Source organism: Priestia sp. ABM2_011 (genome assembly GCF_056158845.1).
Map to the genome: position 1 here is coordinate 1502578 of NZ_JBSWUB010000001.1, position 22730 is coordinate 1525307.

At 37.9% G+C, this 22730-nt stretch carries 26 protein-coding genes and 1 pseudogene; 19 read left to right on the forward strand and 8 right to left on the reverse strand.

Features of this window, described 5'->3' with window-relative positions; all coding sequences use genetic code 11:
- Nucleotides 1–101: 101 nt before the first annotated feature.
- The 10 genes from ACXAE4_RS07865 (at nt 102) to ACXAE4_RS07910 (ending at nt 9041) form a co-directional block, all read left to right on the forward strand.
- A complete protein-coding gene (locus tag ACXAE4_RS07865; protein WP_028415106.1) occupies nt 102–728 on the forward strand; it encodes an FMN-dependent NADH-azoreductase in 627 nt (208 codons plus the stop codon).
- A gap of 134 nt (nt 729–862) precedes the next feature.
- Nucleotides 863–1060, forward strand: a complete 198-nt coding sequence (locus ACXAE4_RS07870; protein WP_372452798.1) for a hypothetical protein — start codon at nt 863–865, stop codon at nt 1058–1060.
- A 234-nt stretch (nt 1061–1294) separates the two neighbouring features.
- Complete coding sequence (locus ACXAE4_RS07875; RefSeq protein WP_028415105.1) at nt 1295–1792, forward strand: PTS sugar transporter subunit IIA; 498 nt, start codon at nt 1295–1297, stop codon at nt 1790–1792.
- 37 nt (nt 1793–1829) lie between these two features.
- Nucleotides 1830–2657: a PRD domain-containing protein gene (locus ACXAE4_RS07880; protein WP_033579862.1), complete on the forward strand. Its 828-nt coding sequence runs from the start codon at nt 1830–1832 to the stop codon at nt 2655–2657.
- Nucleotides 2658–2835: 178 nt separating this feature from the next.
- Nucleotides 2836–4215 (forward strand): sucrose-specific PTS transporter subunit IIBC, encoded by a 1380-nt coding sequence (locus tag ACXAE4_RS07885; protein ID WP_028415103.1) that lies wholly within the window; start codon nt 2836–2838, stop codon nt 4213–4215.
- Between the two features lie 505 nt (nt 4216–4720).
- Complete coding sequence (gene yidC / locus ACXAE4_RS07890; protein WP_014458568.1) at nt 4721–5539, forward strand: membrane protein insertase YidC; 819 nt, start codon at nt 4721–4723, stop codon at nt 5537–5539.
- A 101-nt stretch (nt 5540–5640) separates the two neighbouring features.
- Entirely contained in the window at nt 5641–6846 is a 1206-nt protein-coding gene (locus tag ACXAE4_RS07895) for a TolB family protein (protein WP_034328202.1), read from the forward strand.
- 35 nt (nt 6847–6881) lie between these two features.
- The gene (locus ACXAE4_RS07900) at nt 6882–7391 is read left to right on the forward strand and encodes a GNAT family N-acetyltransferase (protein WP_289578336.1); all 510 of its coding nucleotides are present in this window, start codon (nt 6882–6884) and stop codon (nt 7389–7391) included.
- A gap of 119 nt (nt 7392–7510) precedes the next feature.
- A complete protein-coding gene (locus ACXAE4_RS07905; protein WP_475235801.1) occupies nt 7511–8353 on the forward strand; it encodes an ATP-binding cassette domain-containing protein in 843 nt (280 codons plus the stop codon).
- 1 nt (nt 8354) lies between these two features.
- Nucleotides 8355–9041, forward strand: coding sequence for a hypothetical protein (locus ACXAE4_RS07910; protein ID WP_028415100.1), 687 nt, complete (start codon nt 8355–8357; stop codon nt 9039–9041).
- A 27-nt stretch (nt 9042–9068) separates the two neighbouring features.
- On the opposite strand, the gene ACXAE4_RS07915 is transcribed toward ACXAE4_RS07910, so the two are convergent.
- The 3 genes from ACXAE4_RS07915 to ACXAE4_RS07925 all read right to left on the reverse strand — a co-directional run bounded on the left by ACXAE4_RS07915 (nt 9069) and on the right by ACXAE4_RS07925 (nt 11445).
- Nucleotides 9069–9887 (reverse strand): glycerophosphodiester phosphodiesterase family protein, encoded by an 819-nt coding sequence (locus ACXAE4_RS07915; RefSeq protein ID WP_155010511.1) that lies wholly within the window; start codon nt 9885–9887, stop codon nt 9069–9071.
- 128 nt (nt 9888–10015) lie between these two features.
- Nucleotides 10016–10639 carry a class F sortase gene (locus tag ACXAE4_RS07920; protein ID WP_028415098.1) on the reverse strand — a complete coding sequence of 208 codons (624 nt, stop codon included), beginning with the start codon at nt 10637–10639 and terminating at the stop codon, nt 10016–10018.
- Nucleotides 10636–11445, reverse strand: coding sequence for a DUF4397 domain-containing protein (locus ACXAE4_RS07925; RefSeq protein WP_033579867.1), 810 nt, complete (start codon nt 11443–11445; stop codon nt 10636–10638). Before ACXAE4_RS07925 ends, ACXAE4_RS07920 begins: the two co-directional genes overlap by 4 nt.
- Nucleotides 11446–11705: 260 nt before the next feature.
- Here ACXAE4_RS07925 and ACXAE4_RS07930 point away from each other — a divergent pair, with 260 nt between their 5' ends.
- The 5 genes and pseudogenes from ACXAE4_RS07930 to ACXAE4_RS07950 all read left to right on the forward strand — a co-directional run bounded on the left by ACXAE4_RS07930 (nt 11706) and on the right by ACXAE4_RS07950 (nt 15600).
- Nucleotides 11706–12596 carry a YitT family protein gene (locus ACXAE4_RS07930; RefSeq protein ID WP_013058693.1) on the forward strand — a complete coding sequence of 297 codons (891 nt, stop codon included), beginning with the start codon at nt 11706–11708 and terminating at the stop codon, nt 12594–12596.
- A gap of 214 nt (nt 12597–12810) precedes the next feature.
- Nucleotides 12811–13566, forward strand: a complete 756-nt coding sequence (locus ACXAE4_RS07935) for an alpha/beta family hydrolase (RefSeq protein ID WP_289578333.1) — start codon at nt 12811–12813, stop codon at nt 13564–13566.
- Between the two features lie 105 nt (nt 13567–13671).
- Nucleotides 13672–14040: a GntR family transcriptional regulator gene (locus ACXAE4_RS07940; RefSeq protein WP_028415095.1), complete on the forward strand. Its 369-nt coding sequence runs from the start codon at nt 13672–13674 to the stop codon at nt 14038–14040.
- A pseudogene (locus ACXAE4_RS07945) lies at nt 14037–14905 on the forward strand (ABC transporter ATP-binding protein). Before ACXAE4_RS07940 ends, ACXAE4_RS07945 begins: the two are co-directional and overlap by 4 nt.
- Nucleotides 14905–15600, forward strand: a complete 696-nt coding sequence (locus ACXAE4_RS07950; RefSeq protein ID WP_033579869.1) for a hypothetical protein — start codon at nt 14905–14907, stop codon at nt 15598–15600. Before ACXAE4_RS07945 ends, ACXAE4_RS07950 begins: the two are co-directional and overlap by 1 nt.
- Nucleotides 15601–15638: 38 nt before the next feature.
- Here ACXAE4_RS07950 and ACXAE4_RS07955 read toward each other — a convergent pair whose 3' ends face one another.
- Nucleotides 15639–16241: a DUF3885 domain-containing protein gene (locus ACXAE4_RS07955; RefSeq protein WP_013058688.1), complete on the reverse strand. Its 603-nt coding sequence runs from the start codon at nt 16239–16241 to the stop codon at nt 15639–15641.
- 230 nt (nt 16242–16471) lie between these two features.
- Between ACXAE4_RS07955 and ACXAE4_RS07960 the strand changes: the two genes are divergently transcribed.
- A complete protein-coding gene (locus ACXAE4_RS07960) occupies nt 16472–16840 on the forward strand; it encodes a hypothetical protein (RefSeq protein ID WP_033579870.1) in 369 nt (122 codons plus the stop codon).
- Between the two features lie 5 nt (nt 16841–16845).
- Here the strand turns inward: ACXAE4_RS07960 and ACXAE4_RS07965 are convergent, their stop codons facing one another.
- From ACXAE4_RS07965 to ACXAE4_RS07975, 3 genes are read right to left on the reverse strand one after another with little or no spacing between them, the layout of a single operon-like run.
- Nucleotides 16846–17973, reverse strand: a complete 1128-nt coding sequence (locus ACXAE4_RS07965) for a Ger(x)C family spore germination protein (RefSeq protein ID WP_289578331.1) — start codon at nt 17971–17973, stop codon at nt 16846–16848.
- The gene (locus tag ACXAE4_RS07970) at nt 17970–19067 is read right to left on the reverse strand and encodes a GerAB/ArcD/ProY family transporter (RefSeq protein WP_098113576.1); all 1098 of its coding nucleotides are present in this window, start codon (nt 19065–19067) and stop codon (nt 17970–17972) included. Before ACXAE4_RS07970 ends, ACXAE4_RS07965 begins: the two co-directional genes overlap by 4 nt.
- Before the next feature lie 15 nt (nt 19068–19082).
- Nucleotides 19083–20519 carry a spore germination protein gene (locus tag ACXAE4_RS07975; protein WP_289578329.1) on the reverse strand — a complete coding sequence of 479 codons (1437 nt, stop codon included), beginning with the start codon at nt 20517–20519 and terminating at the stop codon, nt 19083–19085.
- Between the two features lie 118 nt (nt 20520–20637).
- Here ACXAE4_RS07975 and ACXAE4_RS07980 point away from each other — a divergent pair, with 118 nt between their 5' ends.
- The 3 genes from ACXAE4_RS07980 to ACXAE4_RS07990 all read left to right on the forward strand — a co-directional run bounded on the left by ACXAE4_RS07980 (nt 20638) and on the right by ACXAE4_RS07990 (nt 21978).
- Nucleotides 20638–21042 (forward strand): secondary thiamine-phosphate synthase enzyme YjbQ, encoded by a 405-nt coding sequence (locus ACXAE4_RS07980; RefSeq protein ID WP_098249144.1) that lies wholly within the window; start codon nt 20638–20640, stop codon nt 21040–21042.
- A gap of 102 nt (nt 21043–21144) precedes the next feature.
- Nucleotides 21145–21270: a hypothetical protein gene (locus ACXAE4_RS07985; RefSeq protein WP_016765283.1), complete on the forward strand. Its 126-nt coding sequence runs from the start codon at nt 21145–21147 to the stop codon at nt 21268–21270.
- 582 nt (nt 21271–21852) lie between these two features.
- Complete coding sequence (locus tag ACXAE4_RS07990; protein ID WP_013058681.1) at nt 21853–21978, forward strand: hypothetical protein; 126 nt, start codon at nt 21853–21855, stop codon at nt 21976–21978.
- Between the two features lie 150 nt (nt 21979–22128).
- Here the strand turns inward: ACXAE4_RS07990 and ACXAE4_RS07995 are convergent, their stop codons facing one another.
- On the reverse strand, nt 22129–22671 hold the full coding sequence (locus ACXAE4_RS07995) for a 5' nucleotidase, NT5C type (protein ID WP_475235809.1): 543 nt from the start codon (nt 22669–22671) through the stop codon (nt 22129–22131).
- Nucleotides 22672–22730: the final 59 nt, after the last annotated feature.

Sequence of the window (22730 nt, forward strand, 5' to 3'; positions counted from 1 at the left end):
GCATAAAAAATGACGTTATATAATAAATCTCGAATTAAAGATAATTTGTTTAGTAATATCTCGAATTGATAATAATATACACTTTTTAGGAGATGACATTTATGGCAAATGTATTATATGTAAAAGTAAATCCACAGGTTGATGAAGCATCATTTTCAACTCGTTTAGCACAGGTTTTCTTGGATGAGTATAAAACAGCAAACCCGACTGATACAGTGACAACGCTTGATCTGTATAAAGAAACAGTTCCATTCATCGACGGAGATGTTTTAGCGGCGTGGGGAAAAGCTGGAGCTGGTGACGAATTATCAGCTGTTGAATTAGAAAAAGTAACGCGTATGGGTGAATTAGTAGAGCAGTTTTTACAAGCTGACAAAGTTATTTTCTCAGCTCCAATGTGGAACTTAAGTTTCCCTCCACTAATGAAAGCATATATTGATAACATTTTAATTGCAGGAAAAACGTTTAAATATACTGAAAATGGTCCAGTAGGATTAGCTTCAGATAAAAAGGTAGTATTACTAGAAGCTCGTGGAGGCGTGTATTCAGAAGGCCCTGCGGCAGAGCTAGAATTTACTCAAAGCTATTTACGTACAGTAATGGGATTCATTGGTGTTCAAGATTTCCAACTGGTTGTTGCAGAAGGCATGGCTTACACGCCAGCAGAAGCAGACAATATTCTAGCAAAAGCATCTGAAAAAGCAAAAGAAGTTGCGTCAACGTTCTAATCTCAAGAGGCTGGGACAAAAGGATTTTAGACGAAGTGAAAAGCGAACCACTGATCAAGATGTTTGATTAGTGGTTCGTTTTTTTTTGTTACGGTGAACGTAGGTTTCATGTTTGTAAGTCTTTCTAGCAGTTGATGGGAGGGCAAGCCGAAGACTCCTGCGGGAAAAGCGGAATAGGTGAGACCCCACAGGAGCGTATGCGACGAGGAGGCTCAGCATCCGCCCGCGGAAAGCGAAGTCTTGCACGGAAATCAACTGCGGTGTCAAAAGCGGTTCGGCTCATGTATACGAGTTATTCGTCTTTAGATTGGATTCATTTGTTTATGTCTTAACCTCTTTTTTAGGGTTGAAATTCAATATCCACCCTTCAGAAGATGTAGAAAGGGTTACATAAAGTGCAGCATAGGGAACGTGCTTCTTATAAAAGCGCTTATACATTTTTATTTACAAGATAAAAAAAGCATGGTTAAATAATGACCATGTTAATGTACCATCAGGATAGGGGAAGTTTTTCTGCAGAATCATTGGGGTATGCTACAAGTACAATCTAAAAAAGGGTGATTGAGATGTTTAAAAAATTATTTGGTAATAAGACAAAATCAAAAGAAACAACCGTTCTAGCTCCGCTTTCAGGTAATATCCTGCCAATCAGCGAAGTGCCAGATCCAGTGTTCGCACAGAAGATGATGGGAGACGGTTTTGCAATCGAACCTTCAGAAGGACAAGTTGTTTCACCCGTTGCTGGGGAAGTCGTTCAGCTTTTTCATACAAAACATGCGGTAGGCTTAAAAACAGAAGCCGGTACAGAAGTATTAATACATATCGGCCTTGAAACAGTGGCAATGGAAGGCGAAGGATTCGAAGCTCACGTAACACAAGGTGACAAAGTAAGTGTAGGAACACCTCTTATTACATTTGATTTAGCGCTTATTCAAGAAAAAGCGAAAAGCATTATCACACCAATTGTTATTACAAATAGTGATGCAAGTGAAAGTTTCGAAATTTTGGCTCAAGGGACGGTTCAAAAAGGCGAAACTGCTTGTGCAAAAGTAACGATGAAGTAATAAGCAAGGCCTTTTCCTTTAAGAAAGGAGAGCGCATTTGAAGATATTAAAAGTGTTAAATAACAACGCCGTTGTCTTTAAGGAAGGCGGAGTTGAAAAGATTGCGATGGGTCCCGGCATCGCTTTTCAAAAAGGTAAAAATGATCTTATTAATGCTACAAAAGTGGAGAAAGTCTTTGTCATGAAAGAAGAACAGGAAAAGTTTCAAGAACTATTAAAAAATCTTCCTGAAGAGCATATTCAAGTGGCGGAAGAAATCATTTCGTATGCTGAGCAGCAGCTTTCTGCTACGCTAAGTCATCATGTGCATATTGCTTTGAGCGATCATTTATCCTTTGCTGTCGAAAGGATAGCCCGCGGAATTTCCATCCAAAATAAATTGCTTAATGAAATTAAATCACTCTATCAGCCTGAGTATGCAATAGGAGTGTGGGCTCTTCAGCATATCAAAAAGAGGTTAGACATCACGATGCCGATTGATGAAGCGGGATATATTGCGCTTCATATTCATACGGCGAAACTGAATTCACCGGGAATGCAGCAGCTCATGATGAATACAACGATTATTAATGAAATGGTTACGATTATAAAAAAAGAGCTGAATATGGAGATTGATGAAAACAGCATGTCCTATCAGCGTCTGCTGACTCACTTGCGCTTTGCGTTAAATCGTTTAGCGCAAAATGAACCTTTTCATGAGATGGATGAAGAGATGCTCGACGTATTAAAAGTCAAATATAAAAAATCGTATCAGTGTGCTGAAACGATAAAGCAATTTGTCAAAGAGGAGTACGACATTAATTTTCCAGAAGCGGAGTTAGGCTACATCACGCTTCACATTTGCCGAATAGAGCAAAGAATATAGAAAAAAGCATTGACGAATATTGTTGCATTGAGTACAATGAAAGCGTATTAATTGAATAATCGGGATTGTGACTGGTAAAGCAGGCAAGACCTAGAATGCGCATAAAGGACAAGTGTGTCTTTTATAAGCGTGTTTTAGGTCTTGCTTTTTTTATGACATACAACAAGGAGGAAGTAAGATGGACGTAAAAGAAATTGCTAAAAAGCTTGTTCCGCTTTTGGGAGGAAAAGAAAATATTGCTAGTGCCCAGCACTGTGCTACGCGTTTGCGCCTCGTTATTCGAGATGAAAGCAAAATCGATCAAAAAGGTTTGGATGAAATAGAGGATGTAAAAGGGGCTTTTTCAAATTCAGGACAGTTTCAAATCATTTTTGGAACCGGTCTCGTTAATAAAATCCACGCTGCTTTTGTTAAAGAATTAGGCGCTGAAGAGGCTGCTGCCCCAGTAGATCACCAAGAAGAAATGAAGAAGAAGATGAACCCATTTGCCCGTTTTGCTCGCATGCTTTCCAATATTTTTGTTCCGATTATTCCAGCCATTGTAGCAAGCGGTTTATTAATGGGATTGCTCGGTATGATGAAAGCGTTCCACTGGGTCTCAGAAGATAGTGCGTTATTTGTTTTATTGGACATGTTCTCAGGAGCAGCATTTATCATTTTACCGATTTTAATCGGGTTTTCAGCTGCAAAAGAATTTGGTTCAAACCCTTATCTTGGAGCGGTTATCGGAGGGATTTTGACGCATCCGATGTTATTAAATCCATGGACATTAGCAGATGCTAAGCCAGAATATATGGATTTGTTTGGCTTAAGTATTCCGCTGATTGGCTATCAAGGTACGGTCGTTCCAATTTTATTAGCTATTTACGTGATGAGTAAAATTGAAAAGGGCCTGCGGAAAATTGTGCCGAATTCGGTTGATTTACTTGTTACGCCTTTTTTAACTGTTATTATCACGGGCTTTGTGTCACTTGTGTTTATTGGTCCTTTCGGCCGTTATATTGGAGATTTAATTTCCATTAGCCTTCAGTCTCTATACGATGTAGCCGGAGTGTTTGCAGGAATTTTGTTTGGTGGCTTATATTCAACCATTGTATTAACAGGCTTGCAGCATAGTTTTCATGCTATTGAAGCAGGGCTGCTTGCTAACCCGAAGATTGGTGTTAACTTCTTACTTCCTATTTGGGCCTGCGCGAATGTAGCGCAAGGAGGAGCAGGGCTGGCTGTTTACTTTAAGACGAAAAATGCCAAAACGAAAAAAATTGCGATTCCGGCGGCTATTTCTTCTTTCTTAGGAATTACAGAACCGATTATTTTTGGCGTCAACTTACGGCTTCGCAAGCCATTTATTGCTGCGGCTATAGGCGGGGCAGCCGGGGGAGGCTACGTTGTACTTATGCACGTAGTAGCCAATGCATACGGACTCACAGGTATTCCAATGATGGCAATCGCCGCACCGCTTGGTATGAGCAATTTAATTCACTATATCATCGGTATGATTATTTCTGTGGGTGTAGCATTCGGCGTTACGTGGTTCATGAAACTAAAAGAAGACTGAGAACCAGCGCTAAGCATACGAGAATAGAGAATGGTATTAGATTTGCTCATCATATTTTATGGTGAGCAAATTTTGTGTCGTAAATATGAAACTTTTTAAAAAGTAATACGTAGAACAGTTAAAGAGATAAGTTGATGTTGTGTAACAGGAACGTAAATGCTACACTACATATATTGGATTGTACTATTATAGTCAGAAAGAGAGCTGGCACATGGAATTTTATCACGATCTTTTTCTATATGCGCCGTATTTATCTGCTTTCGTTTTATACATCCTTTGTTATTATATGCTTCGTGAAGCTAGGTTTACGGCTTTTCATGCGGAACCTGTCACTGACCATGTGAATGCAGGGATCGATCCTTCAGTATTAACGATATGGAAAAGACGAAATGTATTTATACATGTGTATAGAAAAACACCAGTTAAAGAGAAGAATAATGATGAAGAAGATCCTTTCCTTCTGAAAAACACTTCATACATTTAGTCATTATTAGGAGGAAAGAATATGAAAAGAAATAAAAAATTATTATTGCTTGGTTTAATGGGAGCGCTTCTTTTAGCTCTAGCCGGCTGTAGCAGTACAAAAACACCGGTTACGGCTACAAGTGGCGGATTCTGGGATCATTATTTTGTTTACCCTTTATCTATGGCATTAACGAAAATTGCTGAGTGGGCAGGCGGAAGCTATGGTCTGTCTATTATTATTGCAACGGTTATCATTCGTTTAGTTCTATTGCCACTTATTTTAAAACAGCAAAAGAGCACGATGGCTATGCAAGCACTTCGTCCAGAGATGGAAAAGATTCAAAAGAAATATGCTGGTAAAAAAGATCCGGAAACACAGCAAAAGCAGCAAAAAGAAATGATGCAGCTTTACCAAACGCATAAAATTAATCCGGTTGGCGGATGTTTGCCAATCTTTATTCAAATGCCTATTATTATCGCATTTTATAATGCTATTGCAAGAACGCATGAAATTGCGCAGCATTCATTCTTATGGGTAAGTTTAGGAAAGCCAGATCCTTACTTCATTTTACCGGTAGTTGCAGCGATTACGACATTCTTACAAATTCGTGTAAGTATGACGGATGAAATTCAACCTCCAATGAAAATGATGATGAACATTATGCCAATCTTCATCTTAGTAGCGGGAATTTCACTTCCATCTGCTCTTGCACTATATTGGGTAATTGGTAACTTATTCGGAATTGGACAAGGTTACTACTTGAAAAAACGTATGAGTTTATTAAAAGAAAAAGATGCGGCTAATAATGCAGCACAAGCTAAAACAAAGCCATCACCAAAATCTAAGTCAAAATCATAATATACAAAAAGCGCAGCTATCCGCTGCGCTTTTTTATTTTTTCAAAAATGTGATGAGATGAGGAGATTTGTGTAACGCTATAAAAAAAGACAGGAGTGAACATGGTGAAAAAAATAGCGTTATGTCTGCTTTTTCTTATGTTGTTCCCTATGCAAATAAATGCTGCCAATACAGTGAAGGTCAGTTTTATACGGCAAGGAAACCTATGGGTATATGATAACGGTACCGAAAGGCAGTTATCCTATGCCCGTCATGCCTCTATGCCTCAATGGTCATCACATGGAGATATAGTTGCGTATGCAGAAAATGATTCTTTAATGATTGCACCGTTAAAAGGAAAACCGCTGCTTGTTGAACATGATGTGACTCATTATCAATGGTCACCGGTTGCCGAGGAGCTTGCGTATATTTCGAATGGAATCTTAGTATATTACAACGTTAAAACGCATGAAAAGAAGCGTGTAGCCATAGGAGTTGATCAGTTTTCATGGTTTCCGGAAGGAGATCGATTTTTAATTACGTCAGCTGCTGCGCTGGCGCCCACGGGATGGGGACCGGTAAAGCTATATACAGTGAGCAAATATGCAGGGTTAGATGTGAAAAAAGTAGAGGCTTTTACGACGCTACCAGCAGAAAATGATTCATTTTTTGCGTATACAACAAGCAGCTTTAAATGGTCTCCTAACGGTCAATGGATTAGTTTTATCGCTATTCCAACGGCTTCGATGTCTGCAGATGCAAATAAGCTGTGCATCATTACAAAAGAAGGAAAAGCTTTTCAAGTGGTGGGAGATATGCTTAATGTACCCAATTGGTTTAAGTGGAGTAATGAAGAGCAAGTACTGGCATTTATTAATGGAGAAGGAAGATTTGCCACCGAAAATAAAAAGTTCACTTTAAAAGAGATGCCCGTTTTTAAAGAACATGTGTTTACGCCAAAAGGCTTCGCAGATTGGGATTTCACTTGGACAGAAAAAGATAACATCATCATTTCACGTGTGCCCGAAGCAGGGTGGTCGAATGATGAAAAAAAGAGGCCGCTGCCTTTTTTATATAGCATGAATGTAAAGACCAATAAGCAAAGTCAGTTCACATTTCCGCAAAAAGGCTTAGGCGATTACGCGCCTGTTTATCATAAAGCAACGAATCAAACGATGTGGATTCGTACAAATCGAAAACAAGCAAATCTTTTAACGCGCGTAAAAGATACGAAAAATGACAAGGTACTCATTTCAGATTTAGACCTGCCGGGAAATTATTATGAGCTGTATCGGTGGAATGAAGTATTTAGCGTGTACAGTCCTTAATAGCTAATTAAAACATAAGAAACTAAGGTGAAAAGATGAATATACGATTGTTGGCAAAAGAAGACGCTGACGTGTACTTTGAACTCCGTCTTCGTGCTTTAAAAGATCATCCCGAAAGTTTTATTTTAAGTTATGAAGAAGAATATGAAAAAGAAATTGCTGATATCAGAAATTATTTTCCAAGCAGCCAATCAGAATTTGTAGTAGGAGCTTTTATGGAAAGCCAGCTTGTAGGAATTGTAGGGTTTCAGCAGCAAAAGCCTTTAAAAGTTCAGCATAAAGGAGATATTTGGGGCATGTACGTAGCCCCTGAAGCAAGGGGGAAAGGTCTTGGGAAGAAGCTGTTAAAAGCCGCTGTTGAACAAGCTTTTTCCAAAACGAATGTTTTGCAAATCTACCTAGCTGTCGCTGCTAAAAATGAAGGGGCAAAAGCCCTATACAAAAGCCTCGGTTTTACTTCTTATGCGTATGAAAAAAGTGCTCTTCAAGTAGATGGTGAATTTATTGATGAAGAGCATATGGTATTGTCTATAAAAAGCCTTTGATCATATCAAAGGCTTTTTTGTACGGGAAAAATTTAGCTGAAACGTATAGAGATGGAAGCACATTCCCCATAAATATGCTATGATTTAACATATAGGATTATGGAGAGGCGAGGCAGCGGATGGAAAAACTGATTGAATTAAAAAATGTTGCAAAAGTATACAAAAAACATACCGTATTAGAAAACATTCATACGACCCTTTATAAAGGAGAGACTGTTGCGATTGTTGGAAAAAACGGGGCGGGAAAAAGTACGTTTTTAAAGCTAATTGGCGGATTATCTAAACCGACTAAAGGAACAATTCACCTTGATAAAGAAACCGGTACGCCTGGATTTGTGGTAGAGCAATTTCCTCAGGAGCTGCGTTTTACCCTAGTAGGTTATTTGCAGCACATGGGACGAATTCAAGGATTGTCTAAGAAAAAGCGCAGCTCTAGAATTGAAGAGCTGCTCGAAACTTTCGAAATGGTAGAGTTTAGACATGAAGAAATCGTTTCTTTTTCAAAAGGAATGAAGCAAAAAGTCAACATGATGCAAGCACTGCTGAGTTCTTCTAAGCTGCTATTGCTTGATGAACCTCTATCAGGATTAGATGCGCGTGCTCAGCTAGAAGTAGAACGAATTTTTACAAAGCTAAAAGAACGAGGGATGACCATTGTATTTACGTGTCATGAAGAAAGGCTCATACATGCTGTAGCAGATCGTGTTATCACTATTGGGTCACAGCGCATTTTAAAAAATGAGCGCGTTCAACTCATTGAGCATTTAACGGTTATTGAGGCAAATGTGATTCTTAATAAGCCACTTCGTTTATTAAAAGAAAAGTGCACGAAAATTGAACAGCACGGAAACTACTGGATTTTTTATATGGATAAAAAATATGTAAACGAGTTTCTTGCAGAATTACTTGCTGTTCAAGGTGAAGTTGTAAAGCTATATCATATGGAAAGGGAAGAAAATTAAGATGGGTGCATTGATTCGCTATCATTTTATTACATATATTAAATCGTATCGATATATTCCGCCGCTTGCACTTTATATTATTTCGCTGTGTATGAACTATACATATAGACCGAACCCGGTGCTTGATAGCTTTTTTAATACGGCGCTTTTCCTCTTTTTTCTAACCACTTGGTTTACAATGTCGCTGTTTCACGCGGAAGATTCCAGTCAAGAAGTTATTACAAAACTTCACGTAGGGAAAAAGAATAAGTACTTTACGAGCAAACTTATTAGCTGTGTTCTGCTGTTTACATTTTTATCAGCGGTTTCAATTGCCTATCCCGTGCTGCTTGATATGTTTGAAGTGGATATATCCACTAAGCAAATGGTGTTTGGGTTTATTATTCACTGGACGTTTAGTTTGCTTGGTATGAGCATAGGTCTTGTTTTTACAAGAGATGTTGTAAGAGAAGGCAGCTTATCGTGGTTTGGACCTCTATTTATTTTAATCATTACGCTTGCAGCGGCAGGCGTTTCATTTCCGTATCAAGGAGGCGGACTGCTGCTGTATGTACTGCCGCCCGTATCTGCAATCATTCAATTTATTAACGAAGGATTAAATAAATTTTTGGTGTTTGGCTGGGCTTTGCTTTATGCCATAGCATTAATTAGCCTGTACTTGTGGCGAGCGAATAGAAGAGATGTATAAAGAATAAACACTTGCCGCGGCAAGTGTTTATTTTTTATGAAGCACGTTATAAAGACGATCCGGGTAATTAGTAAACATGCCGGTTACGCCCCACTCGATAAGTGTTCTCATTTGTTTTTCATCATTTACTGTATACGGGTGGACGTCTAAATCATACGAGCGAGCTTTTTGTACATATGGTTTTGTCAGCGTGCTTGCGTTAGGACCGATGCCGTTCGCGTATGTTTTAATTTGTCTGAACTGCTGATCTGTTAACATATTGGTTTGCTTGGAACGAATCAGTTGAATTAGTTTCATAGTAGGTCGGTATCGATGGACGGTTTTTAAGCTTTCAGGACTAAATGATTGTACAATGACGTGATTGGTATGAATGTTGTACTTAGCCATCAGCGTTAACAATTCTTTTTCCATACCTGGATATTCATGAGGAGATTTTGTTTCAATATAATAGTTTGTTCGATTGCCAAACTTACGGAATATTTCTTCTAAAGTTGGAATGACGGCTTTTTTAGGACCTTTTCCTGCGTTCAAACGCTGAAGCTGCTTCACTGTATACTGTTTTACATATCCTGTTCCATTTGTCGTGCGGTCAACTTTGTAGTCATGAATGGCTACAAGCTGCTGATCTTTAGACATGTGAAGATCAAGTTCAATGTAATCCGCTTTTTGCTGGACGGCCGTGAGATAAGATTGCATCGTATGCTCTGGCTCATATCCTGATGCGCCTCGATGAGCAATAATGGCTACTTTTTCTGCTTGAGTAGAAGCTGCCTGCGTATGTATAAACATAAAAATACCGCATAAACAAAAAGTGAGTGAGCTTACAAACCACCATTTTCGTCTCATATCAAAACTCCTTTTTATTGAGGGGTCGTGCATTAGTTTACCAGCGAGATGTTGTGTTCATATTAAGGCTGTGTAAATATTTAAATAAAACGAACCAGTGTGTAATTAAAAGTAATAAAGGCCGATGTTTAGTGAGAAACATCGGCTGTTTTTTCCGGGCGGAGGCTTGTATAAATAACGAGTCTGCGCTCATGAGTTTTCTGTTTATGATCAAATGTTCCCGTACAGGTGATTAAATTAAGCTGGTGTTGAAAAGTTGGACCGAAAATCTCTCTGATAGGAGCAGACTCTCGGGGGTAAGAAGCTTTATTGGTAACAACAAAGGCCAGCTGCTGACCTTGCTGATCGGTTACAAAAATTTCATCTCCTTTTGTGAGCTTGTCGAGATGATAGAAGATAGCGGGTCCTTTTTGGTCATCAACATGTCCTGCAATGACCGCATTTCCTTCCTCTCCGGGTCTTGCTCCAAGCTTAAACCATGCTACATCATGACCATTATCAGGAACGCTCATTTCACCTTGATTAGTAAGGCCCATTCCTTTTATAAAAGCCTTGATATGAAGCTTCGGAATAATAAGCTGAGATGGAAGAGGTGTAGAAGCGGTCCCTGAAGATTTCAAGGATTGAGCCGATTTTGTTTCAGCCATCTTCACAACAAAATCCGTCGAGCTATTTGCAAATGCTGATTGGGCAAACCAGCTGCTCATGAATAGTATAAAAGAAAAGGTGAAAACCCCTCCTATCCATTTCATTCGCTTTCGTATCCTCTGTGACGACGAACAACAAATATAGCGACCGCTCCAATTCCCAATAAAGTAAGAACAGGCACAATTGAATTATAATTATCCTCTGAAGCACCGCCCATACCGGTTTTTGGCATTTCGGAAGGCATAGCGGTATTATCTTTTAATAACAGCGTTTCAAGGCTGTCGGCTTTGTTAATAGCGAGCACCGTGTAGACCGTGTTGGCTTCTAAATTAAGATTTGGAATTTCCAGTATTTTTTTATTGTCTTGACTAGTTGCGATGGTTAAATCATAAGTTCCGGCATCTACTTCAGAATAATTTGTCATTTGTTTAAAAGCAGTGTCTTTAAACAAAGTAGGGCCGTGATTAATACCTACATTAACAGCGGGAGCATCTGGAGAAAAGTGAGCAATTCGGATTTTACTCTTTCCTTTAGCTACGTTCATATCATCTTGAGCTACTTTTAATTCTAAGTGTGCAACTTGGTTAATAGCAGCAAGGGTATAGGCTTTGTTTGCTTCGACGGTTACATTAGTTGAAATGACAGGTTTTTCTTTTCCTTTTGTACCTATAGCATATACCTCTACTTTATGAGACCCCGCAGGTACCTTAAGGTAATCTGTCACATCTTTAAACGATGCGCCGACTACGATGCTTTGATTGTCCACATATATATCTACTTCAGGTGCATCAGGTGATGCATGCACAACTCGTATCATTGCCTCCTGCACAGCTGCAGAAGTGAAATTATCTGAAAAAGCTAGCAATAAAACTGCGAGTAAAGAAGCAGCAATAATCTTTACACGGTTCATAACGTTTTACTCTCCTTTTAATCTAAGTTTGTCCTGTTAATCCCGTATGAAAAGTGGTCGGGGTGCATTCACTTTTGAACGTACTCGGGCATTTATTCACTTGTTATCATCTACAATTTTATCCAATATATGCATAATTTATTTCATTAGATGAAATTTTTGTAAAAGAGCAGATAAATAGTTTGAATTTTGTGATAATATTAAAATAGAGCGTTTAGTTAGTAATTGATGTCTCTATCACAAAAAGGAGGGGAAGTTATGTGCTGCAAACGAATCATGAAATAAAAAAGGTTGTTCATCGTTCGCTATCAGCTAAAATGATTGTAAAGCGTATGCTATTTATTTTAGTGGGGGCCCTTTTAATGGCCGTCGGGCTAGAATTTTTTCTTGTCCCTAATGAGGTTATTGACGGTGGAATTGTAGGTATATCTATTATTTTATCCCACTTAACGGATGTTCAAATCGGCTTTTATATCTTCGTATTAAATCTTCCATTCTTTTTTATTGGATACAAGCAAATTGGAAAAACATTTGCGCTATCTACGCTATTAGGTGTTATCATTCTATCCATTGCTACCTCTATTTTTCACGACTTGCCGGTCTTAACAGGCGACCCTCTTTTAGCAACTGTGTTTGGCGGAATTGTTCTCGGTGTGGGAGTAGGAATTGTTATTCGATACGGAGGTTCTTTAGACGGCACCGAGATATTAGCTATTTTATTTAATAAGCGTACGCCGTTCTCCGTAGGTGAGACGATTATGTTTTTTAATTTATTTATTTTGGGAAGTGCCGGTTTTGTATTTGGCTGGGACCGCGCTATGTATTCTTTAATGGCTTACTTCATTGCTTTTAAAACGATTGACATTGTGATTCAAGGTTTAGATGAGTCCAAGTCAGCTTGGATTATTAGCGAACAATATGAACAAATTGGTGAAGCAATCCTTGCTCGTTTAGGGAGAGGCGTCACGTATTTAAACGGGGAAGGTGCGTATACGGGAGATGATAAAAAAGTGATTTTTTGTGTTATTACTAGGCTTGAAGAAGCAAAGTTAAAAGCGATTATCGATGAGATAGATCCATCTGCTTTTTTTGCTGTAGCAGCTATTGCTGAAGTCAGGGGAGGAAGGTTTAAGAAACGAGATATTCATTAATGAAGGTTGTCTGCTAATGAGACTGCCCCTTATTATAGCTTACAGCCGAATTTTTAGCTTTCTCTGCTTGATTGTTTGTAATGGTTTACGTTACTTTTGCTGCTTCATGCATATTGAGCCCCTCTTTTTTCTTGTATGTCTTTGAAACAAACATGTAAAATGTCTAAAAGATATAAAAAGAGTACATAGTAAAAAAACAGAAAGAGGGAGTGACATGAAAAAAACGTTAAAAATACTAGGAGTCAGTCTTGCCGTTCTTGTTGCAGTAACCGCGGCTTTTTTTGTTATATGGTCGGGTTTTGATTATGAACCTTCAAAACAGCTTCACTCACTGGTAGATGAGAAAAAAGTAGTGAAAAAAGACGATTATTACGTATTTAAGCCTCAAACGAACAAAGAGATAAAGGCCGGCTATATTATTTATCAAGGTGCTAAAGTAGAGCCGTTAGCATATGGCTATTATGCTCAGCAAATTGCAAATGAAGGATATCTTGTTGCTGTTTTAGATTCTCCGTTTAATATGAGCTTCTTTAGTCAAAATAAAGCGACGGATATTGTGAAGAGCTACCCGAAGATTGCCGCATGGTTTATCGGAGGGCATTCCCTTGGAGGAGTGAGTGCAGCGTCTTATGCGTATGATCATCAAAACTCAATAAAAGGCTTAGTTCTTTTAGCATCGTATCCGATGAATAAAAATGATTTTTCAACCTCCACTTACCCTATTTTGTCTTTAACCGGTGAGAAAGATGGTTTGTCGACGCCTGAAAAAATTAAAGAAACCAAGCATTTACTTTCAAAAAATACTGAGCTGGTCCAAGTAAAAGGAGCTAATCACGCACAGTTTGGAATGTACGGGAAACAAAAAGGCGACAACAAAGCCAGTATTTCTCCTAAAGAGCAGCAGGATGAGCTAGTAAAAAGAACGGTAAAGTGGTTCAACAGTCAAATGAAAAAGTCCGTCAGTAACTAACTGACGGACTTTTTTTCTTTTTTTGGAAATAATACTTGAAAAAATAACCAGTTAGTTATATAGTTAGTTACATGAGTAATGAACCACTTAAGTGAGGTAGTCAAAATGAAACAATCATTAGATCATCAGCGACCAATTTTTCAACAAATCAAAGAAACCATCGAAGAGAATATTTTAAATGATGCTTTTCCAGAAGAAGAAAGAGTACCGTCTACGAATGAATTTGCCAAAATGTATCGCATTAACCCTGCAACGGCAGCTAAAGGAATTAATCAGCTAGTTGACCACGGAATATTGTATAAAAAGAGAGGGATCGGGATGTTTGTATGTGCGGGTGCCAAAGAAGTGTTGCTTACACAAAGAAAAGAAGAATTTTATAACCGTTTTATCGTTCCGCTGAAAAAAGAAGCACAGCATTTAGGAATTACGGTAACCGAGTTAAAAGAGCTGTTAGACAAGGGGGAAATAGAATGAATATAGAAGCGCAGCTGTTAAATAAATGCTACGGATTAAGCAAGTGTTAAAGGATATTTCACTTACGCTAGCACAAAATAAAATATACGGACTGCTAGGTAGAAACGGAGCGGGTAAAACGACTCTGATGCAAATTGTAGCCGGACATATTCCAGTTACAACAGGAGAGGTAAAAGTGGGAAATCAATCTCCGTTTGAAAACCGCTCTGTTCTACAAAACATCTGCTTAATTAACGAAAGCGGAAATTTCAAAAAAACATTAAAAGTCAAAGACGTGCTAAAAATTGCCTCCTTTTTTTATCCTTATTGGAGCCAGGAAGCTGCTGAGAGGCTTATGGAAGAGTTCGATTTAGATTGTAATAGGAAAGTGAAAGCATTGTCTAAAGGTATGGAATCAGCGTTAGGAATTATTGTTGGGTTATCTTCTCGCACAAGCATCACAATTTTTGATGAACCTTATATTGGACTTGATGCTGCGATGCGAGCGCGCTTTTATGAGCTTTTATTGGATGAATATGAAGAATATCCACGCACGTTCATTATTTCAACGCACTTAATTGATGAAGTAAGTAATTTGTTTGAAGAAGTACTTATTATGCAAAAAGGAAAGCTGATTCTTCAGGATACAGCAGAAAATTTGCAGCAGCGCTGTGTAAGTGTGAAAGGACCTAAAAGTCAAATTGAAGAATATGAAAAAGGAAAGCAAGTCATCCATGAACAAGTATTCGGGGGAGAGAAAAAAATAGTGCTGTTTAATGAAGATATTTATGCTGAAGAACTTGTCGACAGTTCGTTTCATGTAGAAGCCGTTCACATACAGGATATTATGATTTATCTTACAGCCAATCGTGGAGGTGTAGCGTAATGAAAGGACAGTTTGCAGCCATTAGTTATTCGCTCTACGTTGAACTAAAGTATTTAATGATTCGCTTTTGGACGATTCTGCTAGCTTTTGTTGCAGTAGATATTTTAGTGTTCAGTCAGGTGAATGAGCATCTTCTGTTAGTAACAAGTATGCCGCAGTATATCTTTTCAGGTATTGTAAGTTTTATTATCATTCGAAAAAGTTTTTCCTTTTGCTTAAAGTTAGGAGCTACTCGTAAAGCATATCTTTCAACGATGACCTGTGTTTTTGCTCTATTTGCAATTGTAATGTCTTTTATCAATGTTGTCATCATGAGCATTTCAATGAAGGTGATTAATAGTTTGAATTTAATGAATGTTCAGCTTTATTATGCAAGTGATTTTATCTTCCATGATCCTACTCTCGCTGTTCACTTTTTAACGGACGCTGTCTTTATCTTTTTTATTACAGCAGCCGCGTGTTTGCTTGGCAGCATTGTCTACAAATTCGGGCAAACAGGAGGGATGATTAGCGGTGCTGTTCTGGTGTTACTGTTCACAATTCCAGTAACAAAAGAACCGATTATTCATTTTATAAAAAGCTTTTCGAGCGGGTCGTTATTGCTTACATTCGGAACAATGGTTATCGTAAGCTTCCTACTCTTTCTTATCAACTGGCTGTTTTTAAAAAAAGCGTCTCCTGTCCATCAAGCCTAATAAAAAAGCAATCATTCCTTTACTGAATGATTGCTTTTTTACTGTACTTTTTTTGAACAAGCTGCATCAATATCTAGAATCCAGTCGTGAAACTTTTGCTGAAGAAGTTGAAGAGAAGACTGATTGTTCGATACAATGTCCAGTCCGCGCTCATCGTATAGGTGGAAGATGGTTTCTTTATTCAAATTCACAATGTAACACTCTTCTTCAATAGCCGGATGAATATGAAGATCACGGTTGGCAATTGATTGTAAAAGAAGCTTTTCTTTCACATCATTTGTTTTACAAGCAATAATATACTCAGCGTTATTTAATAATGCTACGGATTGAACTTCTTGTTTCTTCAGGCGAGAGCGGATGAATTTTTTAATAGCTGTTTCTTTTTTCTTTTTTAAAAGTAAATCATCCTGTGCAGCATTCGCTTTGAAAACAAGCAGCAGCTCATCATTTTTTTCATGGAGTGTCTCAAAAATTTCGTAAGCGCGTGCGTACACATTTTTCATGTATTCTCGTTCCCATACGCCTTTTTGATTGGTAAGCGTAAAGCGAATACCCGCGGGCGCGTTATAAAAAAGAGGTCTTTTCATTTGAACATTTGGAAACATTGTTGTTAAGTATGATTGAAGCCGCATTGTGGTCATACGCAACACCTCATTTAGTTTAGTCCTGACTTAATATGTTGAATTTAGTCTATCACGTGATTAGCTAAATTTGTAAAGAAGTAATGTTATTTAATCAAAAGGTAACCAAACTGTTATATTTTGTTGATTTTGCATTATTTCTTTACACAACCTTTGCGGATGAACAGGTTTTTTCATACGCCTGTCGTATTACTTAACGTAGTAACGACGTGAAGAAAGGGTGATAGACGGTGAAAAAACAGCTTGTTCTTATTTCAATTGTTACAGCTGCTTTCTTTGTGCTTATTTTTCACAAAACGATCTTTCAAGAAGGTAATCCTCTTCCCATTGCATGGAGTATTGTAAAATTAAAGTCTTCAGGTGAAGATGTTGTTCAAATATCTGATAAGCCTAAGAGGTATCTCATTCATTCAAATGACTATTTAACGTTTATTAAACAAATGAAAAAGAAAAAAGTGAATTTTCAATATCAAGACGATAAAAAGTTTTATTTTAATAACGATGATGAACGCCAGCTGTTCGTCAGCAAAAACTATACCGATAAGTTCACGATTATGGAACTAAAGAAAAAAGAGCTGACTGAAGCTGGCGTTGAGTAATAAGACTAATCTCTGCCCTGTGTCCCAAAATCTTTAATTTGAACATCGACATGATAGTCGATGGTCGACTGGCTAAATATTTCATCCCATTCATGCTGATGTTTTTTCCAAAAATGAGGATAATGAATTCGTACGTAATCATGCAGGTCAATCACATCAGCTTTGTAGTTATTTTGCAGTAAGCCGAGTGTTTTTTTCGCGTCTTTTCGAATGATTTTTTCTATTTTTTTTTCGATCTTTTTTACATTAGAGGCGGCAAGAGACTGTTTTGAAGTCTCCCAATCTTCTGATAGTCTGCCTCTTGTTTGGACGTTGATGTCAAAATGAACGGAGTGATTTGAATCAATGCGGGCCTTCACATCTTGCTGAACATCTCCAATTTCATAGGAAAAGGGATATGGACCGTGTTTGCCGTAAATAATTCCGCCTTTAATATTCCCCGTTAACCACGTTAAAGCCTCTACTTGGTGCTGAGTTAAGATGAATTTTGCTTTTTTATCTTTGATGATCGCCGCACCGTCTAGTTCAACGCTGTTTTTTATTTTAGAAAGCCGCTGTATTAAAAAGCTTTGATCGGTTTTTAACTTAGCCGATAGCTCTCCCATGGTTAAGGGATTTAGAATTTTATTCGTTTTGAATTTATTGTAAACAAGCTCGTAAATTAAGTTGACTGGAGGCACAGACATTCCTTGAATCGTTAAAACGTTTTTAGCATCGCCTTTTGTAACAAACGCAAGGCTGCTGCGCCGTATTTCATTATCACGGACAAACTGATTGATAAGCGCATCCAGAGGGATCGTCTTGCTTGCTTTTTCTCCTATTAAAAGCGCTCGCTGATGCTGGCTGTATATAGGGTCAGATTTCAGCGAAATATTTCGCGTGATTTCATGAATGGTAGGACCAGCTGTTGTAATGTTCTTGTATGGAATGGAAGAAGACATATTTCCGGATTCCGTTTCGGTCAACGTTTGATGAGTCAGCACAAGCTGATTTTTTCCTGTTTTTGGTTCGATTTTTGGTGTAATATCCATTGCCACTCCTATAACAAGAGCAAGTTGTTCAATATTCCGATGGCTCATACAGCCGCATAATAAAAAAACGGTCATCATGACAGGAAGACATTTTTTCGTCATTTGAACACAACCTTTTTTATTTTCATTAACGTGCTGAAAAAAAGAGGGATAACTAAAAATGTCACTAAAAATGCCCAGCCTAATACCGTTGAAAAATGGGACACGTCGCTTGCTGTTTTGGGGGCTAACGAGCTCATAAATAAAATGGGCACAAGAAAGATAATATTGGTAGTTGACCGGTTTTTGAAAATCTTTTTAAATCCTGAAACAGCCAAAAAGAAATACATTACAAAGGTTAAAAAAAACTGAAGAAGCCAGACAATAAGTAAAAATAATTCAAGCCTCTCAAAGAAAATTCCTTTTACTTCATGCGTCTGAACAAATTCAATCGTAGGCCAAACGGTTGTTTTTACTTCCGGAACGGATAAAGCGCCTACAACTAATACGTAAGTGATAATATATAAAAGTAAAGGAATAGAAAATCCGATGATCGAAACTTTTCGTAAGTGATTTTTATTTTTCATATGCTTCGGAAGAAATACAATGGTTTCAATCCCTAAAAAAGAAACAGAGACGGTTGTAAAGGCAGCAAGAAGCGGGCTGAATCCGTCAGCTAATACAGGCTGCAAGTTTTTTAAATCCACCATACCGATGCTAAGAGCGTATAAGGTAAGAAGAATGATGACCGTTACAGGAAAACATAGTGCCATTACTTTTCCAATAGAATCAATACCTCCCGTGATTAAATAAACGCCTGTCAAAATAAACGAAAGAATAATTAATTCAATGGGCATCGTTTCCAGTAAATAAAAATGAATCATTTCTGCCATAGCTCTTACTTCAAAGCTTGCTACAGATGTAAAATAAACGACCATAGCAAAGTTGAAGATATTTCCAATTATCTTGCCGGTTACTTCCTGTGTAAAATCAAACATACAGCTGATTGTAAAATACTTAACCATCCAGACTAAAAAAAGAACAATTCCAATAAACAAAAGGCCGTCCATAATCAGTACAATCCATCCGTCTGCATTATTTGTCTGGTTTGTAATACTGCTTGGCAGTGTTAATAAACCGACGCCAAGCATAGTTGAAGAAATAATTGAAATGGCGTAAAAATCTGAAAGAAGCTTGCTTGATTGTGATTGTTGCATATGGTCCTCCTTTTGTTAGTTTTGTTTTGATTTATTTTTAGACTGTTTTAGGCTTTTGTTTGGAAGACGAACATAAGAGTCTTTCCATGCTTTTTTATTTAACGCAAAAAACGGTTTAAAGTAGGCTATACCAAAACTTTCGAGCTTAGTTAGATGAATGACAAGAACAAGGAAAAACATGGTAACTCCGTATAATCCAAAGATTGCTGCAATCATCATAGATACGAAACGCAAAATTCGAAACGAAAGGCCAATTCCGTACTGAGGAACGGTAAAGGACGCGATTGCCGACACAGATACAACAATAATCATCACAGAACTAACGATATGTGCTTCTACCGCTGCTTGACCAATCACAACCCCTCCTACAAGTCCAACTGTTTGTCCAACAGGAGTAGGGAGACGCAGCCCGGCTTCGCGCAACAATTCAAGCGTCACTTCCATGACCACTGCTTCGATAAAAGGAGAAAAAGGAACGTTTTCTCGTGTGGCTGCAATAGTAATAGCCAGCTCCGTCGGAAGCAGACCTTGGTTAAACGAAACGAGTGAAATATAAATAGCTGAAAAGAATAGGGTAATAAAAATAGACAAGTACCTTAGTAATCTCAGCAACGAACCCGCTATCCATCTTTCGTAATAATCATCGGGTGATTTCATAATCATATCGAAAGTTGTAGGTACTAAAAGAGCAAAAGGAGAGCCATCTACTAAAATGGCTACTCGCCCTTCATTCACCGCAGCGAGAACGCGATCTGGTCTTTCTGTGTTTTGTACTTGAGGGAACGGTGAGTAGGGTGCTTCTTCTAAAAATTCTTCAATCATTCCTGAGTCTTGAATGTTATCTAAAGGAATATCTAATAATTTCTCTCGGACTTGATTCACGATGTGAGTTTGACAGTGTTTATTATGAAAAACGATACTTGTTCGATGTTCCTTTGCATTTCCAATGTAAATGTCTTCAATAACCATTTCTTCTTCGGTAGAACGCTGCCTTAAAAGACCAAGGTTTTCATCTAAGTTTTCGATAAGCGCAATTTTAGGGCCACGCACTACTTTTTCTGTGGTAGGTTCACTTAAAGAGCGCTGTTTGGTCATAGACATATTCAATGAGTATGCCGTGGTGCTTTCGCTAATAAACAGCAAGGGCTGACCTTTAAAAAAACACGAGATTGCTTGCTTGTATGTATAAACTTCTTTGTCTTTAATGACAGAAATAAATGAATCGATGTCATCGAGTGTTTGCGTTTCACTTTTTGCTTTTGTCTCAACAACATGCTGAGTAAGATTATCAAGCTTTTCTCCGTCTACTAATCCTTGGAGGTAAATAATACATATATATTTTGTGGGGGACAGCCATAATTTTTTGGAACCAACATCTGTATTTTGACCCACCAAATCTAGAAACGTTTGAACGGTGTAGTCTGCATTGGGCTGAAATTTTGAATCGAGCATAAATAAACTCACCGCCTGTTGTGTTAATGAGCTTAGTGTTTGCGATGTAAAAACGAGTTATACGAAAAATGTGGAAGAATAGAAAAGATATGTTATGGTAAAGAAAAGAGGTGATGGTATGCTACATTCATTTACTTTAAAAACGAATAAGCGTGACGAAATGATCGACGTTACGAGTCAGGTACAAGCAGTAATAAGAACAGAAGGATTAAAAGAAGGGGCTGTAGTTGTTTACTGTCCTCATACAACCGCTGGTATAACAATTAATGAAAATGCGGATCCGGATGTAAAAACGGATATGATCCGACGCTTCGATGAAGTATATCCTTGGGAACATCAGTTAGATCTTCATATGGAAGGAAATACGGCGGCGCATCTCAAAGCGAGCACGGTCGGCTCCTCTCAGCATATAATCATTCACGATGGGCAGCTGCTGCTAGGAACGTGGCAAGGAATTTATTTTTGTGAGTTTGATGGACCAAGGAACCGTACGTATTATGTGAAAATTTTATCCCTGCAATAACTTTTTTTCATACTCATTGTCCAACTTTCTTTTTAAAGTTGTTATAAAACAAAGTTTAGTTAATATAAATGTTATATAACAGTTAAAGGGAGAGATTGAACAATGGAAAAGATTGGTGCAGAACAAGAAACAGTAAAAAAAGAAAACGAAAAAACAAACTTTACATGGGTGGAAGAATACCCAACTATTTTAGACATTGTTAATGAGTATTACAGTACGTGTCGATAATGTGAAGAATCTGGGGCAAAATTATTTTAGTTGAAGGAAATCCGAACGCGTTTGATTCTTGCTGGAGAATCCAACGCATTCGGATTTTTTCATTGATATAGTGAACGTAGATTTTATGTATGTAGACGAGGAGGCTCATCAGCCGCCTGGGGAAAGCGAAGTCTTATAAGGAAATCAACAGCAACGTAGCAAGCAGTTGAGATTATTTATCTCGTTTGTTCGTCTTTTTGGAATAATTTAGTTAGGTCTTAATATCTTTTTTATAAAAAAGATATAATAGTAGCAATTTTTCTAAAAGGTTTAATATAATAAATATTAGGGTACTGAATTGTATGAAATAAAGATAAAACGCATCGTTTCATACTATTTCCTTTTTTACCGCTAGTATAGCCTTGAAGAAAAAGTTTCATTTGATATACTAACTATACGCTTAGTCTTTAAGAGAAAGATGAAGATTCATTGTCATTGTTACACGCAGTGAATGAGCTGCCTTTGCTTGGCGAAAACGTCGTACAAACAAAGACAGATAGCGAATTGTTTTGGGTGCGTTCATTTAGTTCAAAACAGGGAGGCGATTAGTCTATGTTACTTGTACGTATGGCCATGATTGGTTTCTTTTCATTAACAGCCATATCATTGTTTTCTTTTCAGTCCGTTGAAATTATCCATGCCATTATGGACTTTTTTTCATCAGCTGATAAGTACTAAAAAACGATATCTTTTTTAAATAAAAAGCGGATAACCCTTAGGGGGCTATCCGTCAGAAACCGCCCAAAAGGCGGTTTTTTTATGCTTATAGCTGTGCTCACAAACGCACTGTATTCATTCTCTGATGACAAAGTCTACGTGTTTTTTTGATTAACATTCGTTAAAATAAGTATTTACGTACTGTTCAAACTGAAGCCAATCGTCCACGTGAGGGACATTTACTTCTTCGTTATACGGGTAGCTCATGGCAACAGCATGGCGACCTGTAGCTTGAAAAGCTTTCAAATTATGAGGTGCATCATCAAATAGCAAGTCTCCGTATATTTTATCTTTTTGGTGTGTAAACACGATATTGTACTTTCCGATAAACGGAAGGTGTTTTTCAACCCACTGCTCTTTTTCTGTATAAGCATAGGTACGGCTGCTTGTGACAATTAAAATGGAAAACCTTTCATAAAGTCGTTTAAGAACCTCAACAGCATGAGGCAGAGGTTGTAAATGTAAAAAAAGCCCCGGCTGATTGAGGTAGTCATAAATCTTTGTGCCGCATTCCGGCTTTACATACTTTTCTGATTCCCAGCATTTTAACTTTTCAACCGATAAGCTGTCGCAATAATCTTTGTTATATTGGTTATGCCAATCCGTCATAAGATCACAAATGACAGAATCCATGTCAATTAAAAGGGTGTGCATTTATTCAACTTCCTTTACAGTATTCATCTACACGCTTGGTTTTGCAATGCGCTGCTTCT